The sequence below is a fragment of the Gemmatimonadaceae bacterium genome (assembly GCA_036496605.1).
Classification (GTDB): domain Bacteria; phylum Gemmatimonadota; class Gemmatimonadetes; order Gemmatimonadales; family Gemmatimonadaceae; genus AG2.
In genome coordinates this window covers 99690-115288 of sequence record DASXKV010000004.1, presented here as the reverse complement: position 1 = coordinate 115288, position 15599 = coordinate 99690, and the positions used below count along the sequence as shown (strand labels likewise).

The following is a 15599-nucleotide window of genomic DNA, read 5'->3' as shown; positions in this document are numbered from 1 at the left end:
GGTCGTAATTTGGACCGGCCGATGAACCCGTCAATGAGACACTGTGGGCGTGCGCTACGTCACCCGACGTATCCCAGGGAGAGAGGCCGGTAGCTAAGGTCCATACACATGCTGGATTCAAGGAGCGAGCCCATGGCTCACCCGCAGCACGTCATGCCTCTCACACTACCGGATGGAGAGATCCGTCCGGTCGTTCGCGCGCCAGCCATCGAGCGTTGGAGCTGGGCGCTGTATGACTTCGCAAACACGATCTTCTCGATGAACATCGCCACACTGTACTTCTCGGTGTGGTTGGTGAGCGATCTTGGCTCGACGGACCTCGTGTACGCCGTTGCGAATTCGGCCGCGTCCATCCTGGTGGTTGCCGCGATACCCGTACTCGGCGCGATCTCGGATGTGCGGCGACGACGCAAGCCGTGGGTTGTGTGGTTCACAGTTGCATCCTGCCTCGGCTGCGCAGCGATCGGAATTCTCGGACAAACGACGCTACCACTCGTTGGGCAGGGAATCGCGCATCCTGCTGTCGTTCCAGCAGGATGGCGCGCGAGCACCGGGTCACTGCTACCGGTTCTGATTGCGTTCGTAATTGCGAACTTCGCCTACCAGGGCGCGCAGCCGTTTTACAACGCAATGATGCCGGAGCTGGTACCGGTGGAAGAGCAGGGACGGCTCTCTGGATTCGGTGTGGCCGTCGGCTACGTCGGATCCATCGTCGGTGTTGCGCTCGTCGTTCCGTTCTTCGCCGGCGGGCTTCCCGGAGTCGTGACGTTCAGTAGCGGCGTGAACAATGTGCTTCACACGATCATGCCATTCACAGCGAATGGAGGTCGGGTAGCGACGTTTTTTCCGACGGGCGTGTTGTTTCTCCTTTTCTCATTGCCGCTGTTCTTGATTTGTCGGGATCACAATACTGCTCCACGTGGAACTCGGGTGAACGTGCGGAAGGCATTCCGCGACGTCGCCCAGACCGTCAGCGCGTCGCGTGAGCATCCGGGTGCTCTCCGCTTCATCATCACTTCGCTCGTGTATCAGGACGCGATTGGCACGATCGTGACGTTCATGACACTCTACGCGGTCCGCGCCGTTGGCTTCGACAAAGGGAAAGAGGTCACCCTTTTCATGGTGCTCACGATTCCGGCGATTTTCGGGAGCTACTTTTTCGGGCATCTGGTCGATCGCATCGGCGCGAAGCGCTCGCTCAACATCACACTCTGGATCTGGGTGGTGTTGCTCGGAGCAATGATGGCGGTGACGACGCAGCGCGCGTTCTGGCTCGTGGGTCTCGCCATCGGGCTCAATTTCGGCGGCGTGAATGCGATCGAGCGGCCGCTGCTGTTGTCGCTTATTCCCGACGTCCAGGCCGGACGGTACTTCAGCCTGATGCTCCTGTCAGCCCGCGTTGCGGCCGTGATCGGACCATTGCTGTGGGGGCTCACGGTGTGGGCTCTCGAAGGGCCGATCGGAACGAGCCTCGCCTATCGAGCAGCAGTCCTCGTCGTCGCGTTCATGTTCGTGATTGCGATCTGGGTCCTGCGCGGAGTTCCTGATCGGCGACCGCAGCGATTGCGAGCGGCGTGATGTTGTACGCGCTGCTGAGAAGCGTCGCGGGTATTGCGCTCCGATGGTTTTATCGTCGAATCGACGTCGAAGGGCTCGATAGGCTACCGTCTGCCGCGCCGGTGATTCTCGTCGTCAACCACCCGAATGCGTTGGTCGATGCGCTGCTCGTTGGCTGGGCGATGCCGCGTCGCATCGTGCTCACCGCGAAATCGACACTGTTCCAGAGTCCCGCACTCGCGAGATTCCTGACTTGGGTCGGCGTCGTCCCACTCGTTAGGAGTAGCGACGTACGGACGGTTTCCGGAACGATCGATCCACGACGCAACACGCTGGCGTTTGGCGCGCTGCGTGACGTGCTCCGCCGGGGCGGCGCGGTTGTCGTCTTCCCTGAGGGGATCTCGCACGACGAGCCGTCCCTCGCGCCGCTTCGTACTGGCGCCGCGCGCATTGCGCTCGAGGCGCGCGACGAGGGCGGCGTTCATGGTTTACAGATTGTACCGGTTGGCCTCACGTTCGAACGCAAGCAAACGCCGCGAACACGAGTTCTCGTTCAGGTCGGGGAGCCAATCGCGCTGGACCGATGGAATATCAGCGGCGACAATGCGGTCTCCGCCCTTACCGAAGAAATCGACGCACGGTTGCGTACCGTCACGCAAAACTATGAGAGCATCGATGATGCCTCGCGCGCTGCCGCACTCTCGGCGCTCTTCGCGGCGTTATTCCGGGACGAACCAGCATCGGTTGGATCATCTCACTCGTTACGCATCGACGTGTCGATCGCCCACCGCATCGAGGGTGCCAGGCGCGCGCTGATCCGAGGTGCAGATGGCGGCCTTCGCGCGCGAACAGATGGTCTGTTGCGGTCGTTGGAGGCCTTCGAGGACCGACTCGCCATTCATGGCATCTCACTCGACGACGTGAGCGTCTCGGCGGCGCGTCGTCACGCTGCTCCGTTCGTCCTTCGCGAGAGCTGGGTTCTCGCCATTGCCGGACCCATGGCGTTTTGGGGAACGCTGAATCATTGGCTGCCCTTTCACGGAGCTAGACTCATTGCTCGCCGCTCGATCGAGAGTGCCTCCGATCCAGCGATGCGAACAATCGTCGCTGGCTCAGCGCTCGTGCTGTTGTTCTATATCGCTCAGGGTGCGCTCGTCGCCTGGCTTGCCGGCTGGCTGGTCGCCGCCTTGTACGTCGCGAGCCTGCCGCTTGCGGCAGACGTGAATTTTTTGCTGCGTGAGCGATTGCGACGCGCTCGTCGAAGAGCCCGGACGTACCTCTTGTTTCGACGGCGGCCGCGGCTGCACGCACAACTACAGAGCGAGCTACTGCGACTTCGCGGCGAAGCCCTGGACGTCGAGCGGATGCTTCGCGAGGTCGGTGTCAGCGAAGCGGTCTGACCTAACGTCAGTACCGTTCGGTCGGCGGCGGTAGCACCGGCCCGCCAAGATCCCAGTGCCACGCCTCGCGGCGAACGCCGGTCCGCGGATCCTTGAGTGGCTTATGTTGAAGGCGCTCGGCAGGTAGGCCGGCTCGACGACCGTACGCGAGCAATCGCTCGCGATCAGTCGATACGAGATGCGCGAGCTTCCGACCCTTCCAGACGTGTCGATGCAGCCACAGACCGCCATCCATGGCGTAGATCATTCCTTCACGTCGAGAACGGAATTCTCGAAAGGGAGCCGGCTCGGCCAGCGATGTGCGCGGGTCGAAATCGTCGTGACTCGCCACGCCTAACGATCTGCTTCGTTGCCCGCGGTGGAACGCGCGGGTCTCAGTTGCAGGCGATCTGGCCCTCGGCCGTCGCCGGCGCGACCGCCGTTACAGGGCCGTAAAAGAGGGCGCAGGTGTGCGGCCACGCGTTTGGATGGTATGCCGTCGCCGCCCAACCCTCGGCCGTCGCGTTCACAACGACGAGAATCACGCCGGGGGAAGAGACTGCCTTGAGCGAATCGAGACTCGTCGAGTAGGTGCGATGCTCGTAGAAGAACGATTCTTCGGCAGTCGAGAGATTCTTCAAATCGCTTTTCGCCGAGGCGAGATACGCTTTGCCTTTGGTCGACTGAAAGCGCGGTATCGCCAACGCGGCTAGAATGCCGATGACGACGATCACTATCAGCAACTCGACGAGCGTGAATCCCGAACGGTGGGAGCGAGCCATAGGGATGGAAGCCGGGCTTCCGCGTGAGACGTGGCTGGGGGGAATGCAGTTCCATCAAGGCAATCAGAGGGCCGCCTCCCTAATACGACCTAACCGCTTGTCTCGTAAAAAGATCACGCTGCGTTCGGAATTCGAGTGCGATTCAATCCCGCTTGGAAATGCGATTTGCATCGCACAATGCAAGGCTGAAAGGGGCCCATCGTCGCAACTGTCGCCGACGCGTGCGGGCGGTTAGGCCAGCTTGGTCTCGAGCCAATTTGAGCCTTCGCCCAGATCCACGACGAGAGGTACCGACAGTTGCGCGGCGTGCTCCATTTCGTGCTTCACGAGCGCCATCAACTCGTCGTGCTCCGGTCCTGGCACTTCGAACACCAGTTCGTCGTGAACCTGGAGTAACATCCGGCTGCTCATCTGTCGCGCACGGAGCGCATCATGGATGCGAATCATCGCGATTTTGATGAGGTCCGCCGCGGACCCCTGAATGGGCGAGTTGGCGGCTGTTCGCTCACCGAATGCGCGAATGTTGAAGTTCCTATCACGCAGTTCCGGTATGTAGCGTCGGCGTCCGAGGATTGTTTGTACGTAGCCGTGATCGCGCGCAAATGCGACCATGGAATCGAGATACTCGCGCACGAGCTTGAAGCGCTCGAAGTATCGATCGATGAACGCCCGCGCCTCCGCGTGCGCGATTTTCAGCTGTTGCGACAGAGCGCGCGCGCCCTGGCCGTAGATCGTCGCAAAGTTGATCGTCTTCGCCCTACTGCGCATTTCTGACGTCACGCTATCGACGGGTACGTCGAAGATCAGTGCGGCTGTTTGGCGGTGAATGTCGCCGCCCGTTTGAAACGCCTGCACGAAAGCGGGATCGCCGGAGAGGTGCGCGAGGACCCGCAGCTCGATCTGTGAATAGTCGGCGCCGACGAGTTGCCAGCCGCGACGCGGAATGAAGCCGCGGCGTATGTCGCGACCGAGCTCACGACGAATGGGGATGTTCTGCAGGTTTGGGTCGCTGGACGACAAGCGACCGGTCGCAGCAACCGTCTGACTCAAGGATGTGTGGACGCGACTGGTGCGGGGATTCACGTAGGCGGGCAGTGCGTCGATGTACGTGCTCTCGAGCTTCGCAATTTCCCGGTACTCCATGAGCAGCGCGGGAAGTGTGTGGCCCTCATCGGCCAGCTGCTGCAAGACGCTGGCATCGGTCGACGGCCCGGTCGGCGTCTTCTTCAACACAGGCAGCCCCAACGTGTCGAAGAGAATCTCGCGCAGCTTCGGATTTGAGTTGATGTTGAACTCCTGGCCCGCCTCGGCGTAGATCGTCTGCTCTACGCGCCGGCGCTCACGCTCGAAGCGCTCCTTGAGCGTACGGAACCACTCGACGTCGATGGCGATGCCGCTCCATTCCATCTCGGCAAGCACGCCGACCAGAGGCATCTCGACGTCACGGAAGAGCCGCGCGAGTTGAAGGGTCTCCATTTGCGGCTCGAACACGCCGCGCAGCTGCCAGGTGAAGTCAGCGTCTTCGCAGGAGTAGTCACGCGCGCAGTCGACAGGCACCTGATCGTATGGGATCAAGTCCTTGCCGCGACCGCAGAGCTCTGCGAGCGTCGTCATCTTGTGATTGAGAAACTCCAACGCCAGCTGGTCGATGCCGTGAGAGCGGCGACCCGGATCGAGCACGTAGCTCGCTACCATCGTATCGAAGTCGAGACCACGGAGTTCGATTCCCGCGCCGCGTAGCACGAGCAGATCGAACTTGGCGTTTTGTGCGGTCTTCGGAACGGTTGCGTCCTCGAGCAATGCACGGAGCGGCGCGAGCGCCGGATCGGATATCGGAGGCAGGTTTCGGACTCGCTGACGTCCCGACGTTGCGAGCGCACGGCCAGCGATACTCGCCGGCTCCGCTTTAGAAACAGCGCGCTTACGAGGACTTTTCTTCCTTGGCTCGCCGTCCTCCGCGTCCTTTTCCTCGGCGCCAAGCTCACCGGTCGCGTCGCCTAACGCGAGAGTGCCCTGTGGCTCCTCCCACTCACGATGGCCGAACGACATGTAGTAAGCTTCGCCCGGGGCAACGGCGATTCCGATGCCGACAAGCGTTGCGCGTAGTGGATCCATTTCGGTCGGCGACGCGCTGTCGATCACGGCTTCGGTGTCGATGGCCATATGCGGCGCCTTGCGCGCCCGCGCGATGACCTTTTGCAGCATCGCGACGCTGTCGACCGTCACGTAATTGGTCTTCGGGCGCTCGACGACGACTTCGGTCTCGGTCAGCGCGATGTCCTTTATGATCGTGTGAAATTCGAGCTCGACGTAGAGTCCGCGAAGCCGCTCTCGATCCGGCTCGACGATCCTCAATCGATCGAGCTCCAACTCGACCTCGACATCGTCGCGGATAGTGACGAGTTGCTTGCTGAGTCTCGCCATATCCGCTTGCTCGAGCAGCGCTTCGCGCGGTCGTTTCTTCGGGATCTCGGCGGCGTGAGCGAGGATGTTATCCAGCGAACCGTAGGTGCTCACGAGCTCCTGGCCGGTTTTTTCACCGATGCCGCGGACGCCAGGCACATTGTCGGACGCGTCACCGACGAGAGCGAGATAGTCGGTTACATGATGAGGAGGAACTCCAAGTCGCTCGCTTCCGTTTTCGACACCTACCCAGTGTTCTTCAACGCTCGCGGGACCACCGCGTCCAGGGTTCAACAGCCATACTCCCGGCCGGACGAGCTGTTGAAAGTCCTTGTCGCCCGAGATGACGACGACGTTCACTCCTGCGGTGACGGCCTTGCCAGCCAGTGTTCCAATGACGTCATCCGCTTCGTAGCCTCGCACCGTGATAATCGGAACACGATACGCCTCGAGGAGCTGACGGATGCGCTCCATGCCGCGGTCGAAATCCGATTGGAGCTCATCGGTGAGCTTCTCGCGCGTGGCCTTGTATCCCGCATACGCCTCGTGGCGGAACGACAATCCGGAATCGTGTACCCAGCCCAGGTATTCCGGTTTGTGCGCGGTGACAAGCCTGTTTAGGAAGTTTACAATCCCCCACGCGGCGGAGGTGTTTTCTCCATGGCTCGTCGTCAGCGGGCGCGAGATGAGCGCGAAGAATGCACGATAGATGAGCGCATATCCGTCGACGAGAAAGAGTCGAGGAGACGCCGGGGGCGTAACGACGGGCGATTCGATGGTCGTCGGTGCAGACACGGATGCAGAAGACTGAGTTCCGAAGCGGAGCGGCCGGCGAAGCGCGCCAGCAGCCTCTCGTTTGGAAGCTAATCTTGTGTGTCGCCGGCCCTAAACGCAGCACCGCCTGCCGTGATCAGCGGCAGGCGGTAGCAGGAACGTGCCTCGGAGGAGCGGAGGTCAGACTCGGGTTACGTTCGCGGCGTGCAGCCCTTTGTCTCCGGTCCGGATCTCGAACTCGACTTCCTGGCCCTCGGCAAGCGTCTTGAACCCGTCCATCTGAATCGCGGAGAAGTGCACGAACACGTCTTCGCCGCCCTCTTGTTCAATGAAACCGTAACCCTTCGCATCATTGAACCATTTCACCTTCCCTCTAGCCATTGCGGCTGCCTCCTACGAGGTGAATCGATCCTGCACTGCGTGGTGCCGGGCAAGTCGGGTCGACTTGCGCGCCCTATATAGGCTCGGGTACTGCTTTTGTCAAGTCGTGTGCTGCCTGCGGGTTAGGTTCCGTCGGGAAAGTGCACCCGCCGCGCCGATAACCGGCCGCATTTGTTTACGAGAGCCGTGACTAATTGCTCATCGCGCGATTCGATGCATCAAGGCGCGGTATTCGGCTTCGCTACCGGCGGTCAGGCGCCACCGTCCGAAGCCCGCGCGATCAACAAATGTGAATCGCACGTGATAGCGATGATAGCTCCATACCTGGGCGAGCGACCGCTCGGCGTCCGAAGCGTTAGGCTCGATCTGGTTATCCGGTTCGCCGAGAGCGCTGAAGATCATCCCGCGATCGGTGAGCCACCCTGGTGTGTGGTCGTCTTCCCGGAATCGAGCATTAGCATCGACTAAACGAGCGAGATACGCCTTGAGCGCCGCGTTGGCGGGGGACATCGTCGCGGAATCGGTGGCCTCGAGGAATGCCGCCCACCCACGAGGCCGATCGCCCGGCGCGAGCTCGCGGAGCGTACGCAGTCGGTCGGCCGAGGCGAAAAAGCGAAGCAGGCCCAGCATGTCGCCGAAGGAGGAAATCGGTAGGCCATCGCCAAAACTGACGAGCAAGGGAGCCTGCAACGTCAGTGCTGACGCGCCCGGACCGCGAAAGGGTGAAGCCGAAACAGATAGCTCGCCGAAACCAACGCGCGCGATCGGCACGCGCAGAATTGCGCTGCGGAGCTTGTCACCGGCTTCGATCCAGGGAACCGAGTCTGCGTAGACAACGACGCCGTTATCGCTAATGACGCGGACCTGAACGACTGGTGTCCACCCATTCATTGGCGGCCCGTATCCTTCGAGATAGTACACCGCGACGCTATCATGACCGTATACCGACGTCGCGCGCGGGTTCACCACGATCTCGGGCAGCTTCTCGCGACTCGAACGTGGACGCGCTCGCAGAGCAGGAATCGGCGCCGTGATCGTCCCCTCGTCGAAGCGTGGTACGCGAACGGGATCCCGAACAATCCCATTGCGCGTGCTCCCGGCGTCTCGAATCGATATCGTGACGGTGGCTTCACCCGGGGGGAGCGACGCCACCTGCTGGTAGATGACGCTCTCCTCGTCTCGCGTCGTCTCGCGCAAGCTTCCAACGCGAACCTGCTCGTGCGTCGTGATTCTGCGCGTTGCGCTCCCAGCTCGCTCGAGGGCCAGATCCACCTCGTACCCCGCGTGATAGCTGTCGCCTTCACGCGTGAATGTCAGTTGACGGTCTGAGAGCGAGAGATCAATCAGCATCAGTGTGCTGTCGGTCGACCCGCCGCCGAGAAAAGAGATGGAGCCTACGAACGAAAGCTCGCCCGCGGCGACGAGCAGACCTGCTCGTCGATAGCTCGCTCGCGAATCGGTCAGCTCGACGAGCGAATCTGCGCGGCCTTGGGTCGCTATCTCAGGATGCACCGATGGTGCGACGCCGTGTCGACACGACACCGCGCCGAGATACAACAGCAACGCTCGACGTATCCATCTGCCGTACCTTGACGGATTCGCACTGCGCATACGCACCATGTCCAAAGTTCAAGCCGCTTCATGAAGGGTAATTGCCGCGTAGCGTCGCTTGCCACGTCCTGAGGTCACCATTAGGTTCGCCGCGTGCCCCGCGAGAACCTCGTCGGCCAAGTCATCGCCGGCTACACCCTGCAGAGCGAAATCGGCGAAGGCGGCACTTCGGCGGTTTTCAAGGCCCAGCACGCCGCTCACGGCACCGTTGCGGTGAAGGTGTTGCGAGAGAAGCTCCGCCAGGATCGCACCGCGGTTGCACGCTTCGTTCGCGAAGCTCGTTATGGGGAGCGAGTGCAGCACCCTAACGTGGTGCGCACGATCGAGATCGGAGAAGCAGGGCCGGGCATGCACTTTCTTGCTATCGAGTGGGCAGATGGCGAGCTCTTGGAGAAGTATGCCAAGCGCCAGGGCCCGCTGCCGGCCGACGAAGTCGCGACGATCGTGACGCAAATCGCCGATGCGGTCCAGGCCGCGAACACCGTCGGCATCGTGCATCGTGATCTCAAGCCGGAGAACGTGATGTACAACCCGGCGACGCGTCAGGTCAAGCTGCTCGACTTCGGGATCGCGACCGATACCGACATGGCACCGGAGGAGCGCCTAACGAGAGCGGGCTTCTTCGTCGGCACGCTCATGTACGTCGCGCCGGAAGCGCTGTCCGGCGAGCTCGTTGGTCCCGCGGCAGATCAGTACAGCCTGGCGACGATCGCTTATTTCCTGCTCACTGGTTGCTTGCCGTTTACGGCGAAGACGCCGCGAGAAATGTTCTCGCAGTTGTTGTCTCAGCCGCCGATTCCGCTCAATCAGGCCCGACCAGGTCTTCGCTTTTCGTCAGCGGTGGAAGCGGTGATCATGCGCGCGCTGAGTAAGGATCCGAATAAGCGATATGCCGACTCGGTCGCGTTCGCGGCGGATCTCACCAAAGCCTTCGCGACGCCGCCGGACGAGGAGGACGAAGACGGCTTGCTGTCGCGAATGAAGTCACTGTTCCGAAAGAAGTAGGTTTCGCCGAAGGTCAGACGACGGCCTGTTGCGGCGCAACCGGCGAATCGATGCCCTCGACGTTCACGTCGGCGGCGCTGATCGGGAGCCAGATAGTGAAGGTCGATCCTTTTCCAGGCTGACTTTCCACTGAGATTTCACCGCCCAACAGCCGCGCGAGCCGACGTGAGATGGCGAGGCCCAGACCCGTGCCCCGCTCCATCGAATCGCTGCGCGGTCCCGCATTAACCTGCTCGAACTCGTCGAAGATTCGCTCTTGATCGGCGGGCGAGATCCCGATGCCGGTGTCGATTACCTGCAGGGCGATCCACGTCTTACGCCGATCGGGCGATCGACTGAGCAGCGTCGGGTCTTCCGATGATGGGTGCCGCCCACCTGGCGCCGTGGGCACTCCGGTCATACGCGCACGAATCGCGACTCCTCCGGCGGGCGTGTACTTGATCGCGTTGCCGATGAGATTGACCAGGATCTGACGCAGATGGGTCGGATCGGTGCGGACGCGGGGCAGCGAAGCGCCTATGGCGATGGAAAGATTCAGTCCCCGCTCGGTGATGAGCGGCTCGAGCTCACTCACCACGTTCAACACGAACGGTCGGAGGACAATAGTCTCGGCGTGGACCTCGAGACGGCCGGCGGCAATCTTCGCGATATCGAGAACCTGATCGACGAGGTGCCGCAGGTGCGTCGCGGATGCGGCAATGCGCTCGACCGGCGGAACCTGGCGCGCAGTCAGGTCTCCGTAAACACCGTCGCGCAGAAGATCGACGAAGCCGACGATCGCATTTAACGGCGTACGCAGCTCGTGTGAGACGTTCGCGAGAAACTCGCTCTTCATCCGGTTGGCGCGAAGGAGCTCACTTGAGAGGCGCTCCAACTCCCCCGAGCGTTCGGCGACGCGCAGCGCTTGCCGTCGTTCACGGAGCACACCTCCGCCGAGGACGATGACGGCGACGAGTCCAAGCGTCCACAGGGTGAGGCGCAGGGGTTGACTCGTTTGCGCGTGTGCGACTGACAGATCCCACGTGGCGCCTGGAACGTGAACGTGCGCGTGCTTCCACGTTAGGCTCTGTCGGTCGCCGCGGGATGTCATCACGCGGAGAACGGTGTCGGCACCCGAAGCGACGACGAAGCGAGCACGCGTCTGTGGCGCGGAGTCGATGGCCGCCATGAAAAGCGCCAACGGATCGAATCGCGCTGCGATCGCGCCGATTGGCCGGCCGTTCGCAATGAGCGGAGCGAGGACGATCAGGGAACTCTTGCCGTGATCATCCCCAATCGCGATGCTGGTGCTTCGCGGATGCGCCCGGCCGGATAGCGGATTGGCCGCAGCACCGACCTGATAGAGAACCTGGCCGATCGAATCGGCGACCCACACATCTCGTGGCCCACTGGGCTCGTGCCCTACGTGGCTCGCGAGCTCCTCGAACTCGCGACTGCGCTCCGCAGCCGGCGACATGAGGGGCGCGTGGAATGCGGCGAGGGCATCGATTCGAAGCGCCAACAGCTGCTCGATCAGGAGGGCCGAGTCTCGCGCGTCGATTGCCGCGGCGTCACCGGCGGCGGAGACGAGCGCACGGTCTGCGGTCAACAGCGCGGCGATCATGAGCAGAAGGACCGCGCCCAGCACCGTCGAAAAAAGTCCGACGCCGGCTCGTGACAGGGACGAAGAAGACGTATTCACTCTTGGTGCAACTCTCACTTAATTGCTCGCGGAACCGGTCGCACAGCCGCTCACTTTTTCAGCATCGGCACGCATGTCCCAGGAAGAGAGGCAGGCGCTCATCTCGCTGCTCGCTACAAGATCGGCGCGACGCGGATCCTTCACTCTCGCGTCGGGAAGGCAATCGTCGTTATACATCGACGCACGGCTGACCACAATGAGCCCCGATGGCCTCGCACTCATCGGACCGTTGGGCCTCAGCGGATTGCGCGATGCGGGATGGCAGGTGGACGCGATCGGAGGGCTGACGCTTGGAGCCGACCCGATCGCCTATGCGATCAGTTACGCGAGCGCGCACACGGCGTCGCCCCTACGAGCATTCACCGTACGGAAGGAAGCGAAGGCGCACGGAACGGGCAAGCTCATCGAAGGGCCGTTTCAAATGGGAGATCGAGTGGTGGTGGTGGAAGACGTGATTACCTCCGGCGCGTCGGCTCTCCGCGCCGTCGACGCGGTTCGAGAGGCGGGCGGAGAGGTCGTCGGCGTCCTGGCGCTGGTTGATCGCGTGGAGGGAGGTCGCGAAGCCCTCGAGGAAAAAGGCCTCCGCGTGGTGAGCCTCGTCACGGCGGCCGACATTCTGGCAGTTGCCGTCTAACCAATCCTCGACGCCTGAATGACTCGGTGACTTCTGCTGCGTGGCCGCGTCCCCATCGGGGATCCTTACCACGAGCGTGAGATGCAGCCGCAGCCCGAGCGTTCACATCGCTTTCGCGACAACGAAGAGCATCAGAAGGATCTGGTAACCTTTCGCCTTGGAGCGCGTCGCCGCTTTCGCGCGACGGCTATCATCGGCGCGGGTGCGATCGCCGGGGCGTTCCTGCATGTCAGCGAAGCCAGGCCTGTCATCGCGATTGGCGTGACGCTCGGAATCATGCTCGTGAATTTCCTGCTGACGCAGTTCACCACGAAGGCAGACAAGCACCGGCCCTGGCATCGTTACGCGTTCGCGACGCTCGATGTGTTCCTCGTGAGCACCGTCGTGATGTCATTCGGCAACGAGGCGCTCGTCACGCTGTATTTCCTGATCGTCGTGCCGTACTCGTTCGATCGCGGACGATCGCTGGGACAGTACACCGCGATACTCTCGACACTGGCGTTTCTCGGATCGAGTTGGCTGTTCGGCATCATGAACCCGAATGAGGTGTCGCGGCCCGTGTGGACCGTGGCCGCCGCAGGATTGCTCCTGGTCGTCTCCTGGCAAACGGTCCCGATTGCGTCGAAGCTCATTCGGCGAATCCGCGACACGCGCGAGCACATCAGCGATGCCGAGCTCGGAAATCTCGGGGCGCGCGCGGAAAGCAGATTCTCGGACGAGCTTGGGTTTCTGCAACGCAGCTTCAACCGCATGCTCGAGCAGCTCGGAATGTTGATCGGCACGATGCAGCGCGAAGCCGAGGAAGTTGCGGCGGCAGCGGAGCAGTTGGCGGGCGCGAGCCATGGATTGAATGCGGCTGGAACGGGCTTCACCACGACGGCGCAGAACCTCACGACCCAAATCGAGCGTCAACGCGCGTATGCCGTCGTGGGTCGGGAGCGCACGGCGGAAGTGTTGGCAGCCGCCGATCGACTCCGCGTGCGCGCCGAAGAGGCGGAGCACGATGCCGTTGGTCTAGTCGAAACCGCACAGCGCAGCCGCGACTCCGTCGTCAGAGCGTCAGACACACTTCTCGCCATCGGTGAGCGCGTGCGCACCGCAGCCGGCACAGTGAGCGCGCTCGGCGTCCACTCCGAGCGGGTTGGTGACTTCGTCGAAGCGGTGTCTCGGATTGCGCGCCAGACCAACCTCCTGGCCCTCAACGCGGCAATCGAAGCGGCGCGCGCCGGAGAGCATGGCCGGGGATTCGCCGTCGTGGCGGAAGAGGTTCGGAAGCTCGCCGAAGAGAGTGGTCGCGCAGCGAAGGAGATTGCGACGACGATCTCCGATGTGCGAGACAACATCGCTGCTGCCGTTCAGTCGATGACGGAAGGCGAGAGCGAGGTGCGCGGCGTCGGTGAGATTGCGAACGAGGCCAATGCGGCGTTGAGCGCGATGCTGACGGGCATTGGCCGGATCGCGGAACTGATCACGGACGTCACAACCGTGTCGCGCGAACAGAGCACGACGATGCGACAGCTGGCGGACGTCATAGACGGTATACAGGGCGTTTCGGACGAGGCAGCGGCGCAGGCGCGCGATGCGTCCGAGGCAGCACTGCGGCAGATGCGCGCGCTCGAGGGTCTGGCCGAAACATCGCGCGGGCTCGCGTTGCTCGCGGACCGACTCCGGCGTTCGACCGGCCGATTCAGCGTGCCAGCGGCCCCAGCGCAGAGTGAGCAGGGAGACGGCTCCGCACCTAACGGCGACGCTCCGGTCGTTAGGCAGGGCGCGACGATCGGGGCGGCTGTCCGATCGCTGACAGCGGCTTGAGGAGGCGAAGCTCGTTCGCGTACGGCAGAACGAGGGATTCGCGAAAGTGCCGCAGCATTGCCGCGCCGTCATAGTGCCGCCGGAATTCCACGGCCGTCATACCGAGGATCGTGCGGACGTGGCGCCCGAAGCTCTGTGGCGACGAGTAATCCAAATGGTTGGCGATATTCGCGACAGAGAATCCCGGATTCTCGAATAGCCGCGCGGCACGCACGAGCCTCGCGACGGCGAGATATCGTTTGGGGGCGGGAAGGCCAGCGCGAAAAAACCTGCTCATCAACGTGCTCGGGAGCACGATGAGGTATTTCGAGAGACCTCGCACGGTGGAGACGTCGGGCGGTGCGGTGAAGAGCGCCTCGAAGAAGCGCCAGCAATCGGCGCTCGCGCCGTGCAGATCGACGGCGAGTTGACTCAGAGCATGCCGCTGCATGCTGTCCACTTGCGTTCCGAGGAGCAAGCTCCGGAGCTCGCGCCAGCCGGCCGCCTCCCGCACATCGATGAGTTGCCGAACGCCACTCTGTCCGAGGAGCAACATCGTGCGTGGCGTACCCGGTTCGACGTGCGAGAGAAGCGCGACGGTAGGGACGCGTGGGAATTCGCGCACCATCATCTCGACGCCGGCGCGGGCGCTCTGATCGCACCGCGCGACGGAGACGAGCACGGCGGCCGCGCGATTTGCTTTGAGATCCCTGACGACGTCGTCGACGGAATCGCGATGCAGCGTCTGGTACGAGCCTTCGCCTGCGGCGTCGACGCGTATGCGCTCGGTGGGCGTGAGCACAGTGGCGACGGCGGCGAGTGTGGGGACGAGCGATGGGTCGAGCATGGCGCGACCTCGGTGGTGCGGCGGAGCGCAACGCCGGCTTCGGCGATTGGCTCGATCCTAACCCAGGCAAGTCATCGTGGCGTCACGTGCACGAATTGGCAAACCTAACGATGATCCTTGCAATTGATGGTTGTGGGACGATGCATTGGATTCGAATCGACGGAACGATTATGTTACGGTCGCGATGGTTTCGATGGCGAGCAGGTCGCGATCGTCGCGACAACTGAAGCGGGCGTGGCCGGACGGTCGCGTCGAGAAGTGCTTGTCACTTGTCGCCGAGGAAAGTCCGGGCTCCATTGGGCAGGCTGCCAGGTAACGCCTGGGCGCAGGTGCTCGCTTTACGCGGGCAACTGCGACGGACAGTGCCACAGAAAACACACCGCCGACGTGGTGGAGCAATCCACCGCAGGTAAGGGTGAAAAGGTGGGGTAAGAGCCCACCGCGCGACTGGTAACAGTCGTGGCAGGGTAAACCCCAGCCGGAGCAAGGCCAAATAGGCAGCGAGAGGTGCCCACCTCGACCAAGACGCTGCGGGTAGGCTGCTAGAGGGCGCGAGCGATCGCGCTCCGAGAGGAATGACCGTCGGGATGCGTGAGTATCCGACAGAACCCGGCTTATAGGCCACGTTCGCTTGCTCGCTTCGCTCGCTCGCTCGCGTGGCGGCTGCTCGCTGGCGCTCGCGCCAAGCTTATTTGGAGTCGCGCGCGCTTTGCGCGCGCTCCCGGGCGTACTCGCTGGTCGGCCTGAGAGCTAC

General features: G+C 62.6%; 12 protein-coding genes and 1 other RNA gene. 6 read left to right on the top strand and 7 right to left on the bottom strand.

Features of this window, described 5'->3' with window-relative positions:
* Positions 1-132 precede the first annotated feature (132 nt).
* Entirely contained in the window at positions 133-1578 is a 1446-nt protein-coding gene (locus tag VGH98_02315) for an MFS transporter (GenBank protein HEY2374784.1), read from the top strand.
* Positions 1578-2957: a lysophospholipid acyltransferase family protein gene (locus VGH98_02310; protein HEY2374783.1), complete on the top strand. Its 1380-nt coding sequence runs from the start codon at positions 1578-1580 to the stop codon at positions 2955-2957. Before VGH98_02315 ends, VGH98_02310 begins: the two co-directional genes overlap by 1 nt.
* A 7-nt stretch (positions 2958-2964) precedes the next feature.
* On the opposite strand, the gene VGH98_02305 is transcribed toward VGH98_02310, so the two are convergent.
* The 5 genes from VGH98_02305 to VGH98_02285 form a co-directional block, all read right to left on the bottom strand.
* A complete protein-coding gene (locus tag VGH98_02305) occupies positions 2965-3288 on the bottom strand; it encodes a hypothetical protein (GenBank protein ID HEY2374782.1) in 324 nt (107 codons plus the stop codon).
* A 43-nt stretch (positions 3289-3331) separates the two neighbouring features.
* The gene (locus tag VGH98_02300) at positions 3332-3718 is read right to left on the bottom strand and encodes a type II secretion system protein (GenBank protein ID HEY2374781.1); all 387 of its coding nucleotides are present in this window, start codon (positions 3716-3718) and stop codon (positions 3332-3334) included.
* A 231-nt stretch (positions 3719-3949) separates the two neighbouring features.
* Positions 3950-6916, bottom strand: a complete 2967-nt coding sequence (gene polA / locus VGH98_02295; GenBank protein HEY2374780.1) for a DNA polymerase I — start codon at positions 6914-6916, stop codon at positions 3950-3952.
* Between the two features lie 159 nt (positions 6917-7075).
* Positions 7076-7276, bottom strand: coding sequence for a cold-shock protein (locus VGH98_02290; protein HEY2374779.1), 201 nt, complete (start codon positions 7274-7276; stop codon positions 7076-7078).
* 198 nt (positions 7277-7474) lie between these two features.
* Positions 7475-8788: a GWxTD domain-containing protein gene (locus VGH98_02285; GenBank protein ID HEY2374778.1), complete on the bottom strand. Its 1314-nt coding sequence runs from the start codon at positions 8786-8788 to the stop codon at positions 7475-7477.
* Between the two features lie 192 nt (positions 8789-8980).
* Here VGH98_02285 and VGH98_02280 point away from each other — a divergent pair, with 192 nt between their 5' ends.
* Entirely contained in the window at positions 8981-9892 is a 912-nt protein-coding gene (locus VGH98_02280) for a serine/threonine-protein kinase (GenBank protein ID HEY2374777.1), read from the top strand.
* Positions 9893-9905: 13 nt separating this feature from the next.
* Here VGH98_02280 and VGH98_02275 read toward each other — a convergent pair whose 3' ends face one another.
* A complete protein-coding gene (locus tag VGH98_02275; protein ID HEY2374776.1) occupies positions 9906-11573 on the bottom strand; it encodes a HAMP domain-containing sensor histidine kinase in 1668 nt (555 codons plus the stop codon).
* A gap of 73 nt (positions 11574-11646) precedes the next feature.
* Here VGH98_02275 and pyrE point away from each other — a divergent pair, with 73 nt between their 5' ends.
* Both pyrE and VGH98_02265 read left to right on the top strand, forming a co-directional pair.
* On the top strand, positions 11647-12207 hold the full coding sequence (gene pyrE / locus VGH98_02270) for an orotate phosphoribosyltransferase (protein ID HEY2374775.1): 561 nt from the start codon (positions 11647-11649) through the stop codon (positions 12205-12207).
* Between the two features lie 81 nt (positions 12208-12288).
* On the top strand, positions 12289-14019 hold the full coding sequence (locus tag VGH98_02265) for a methyl-accepting chemotaxis protein (GenBank protein ID HEY2374774.1): 1731 nt from the start codon (positions 12289-12291) through the stop codon (positions 14017-14019).
* Here the strand turns inward: VGH98_02265 and VGH98_02260 are convergent.
* Positions 13967-14845, bottom strand: a complete 879-nt coding sequence (locus VGH98_02260; protein ID HEY2374773.1) for a helix-turn-helix domain-containing protein — start codon at positions 14843-14845, stop codon at positions 13967-13969. The two genes, VGH98_02265 and VGH98_02260, sit on opposite strands and share 53 nt — an antisense overlap.
* 230 nt (positions 14846-15075) lie before the next feature.
* Here VGH98_02260 and rnpB point away from each other — a divergent pair.
* Positions 15076-15478: RNase P RNA component class A (gene rnpB, locus VGH98_02255), an RNA gene on the top strand.
* The last annotated feature ends 121 nt before the right edge of the window (positions 15479-15599 follow it).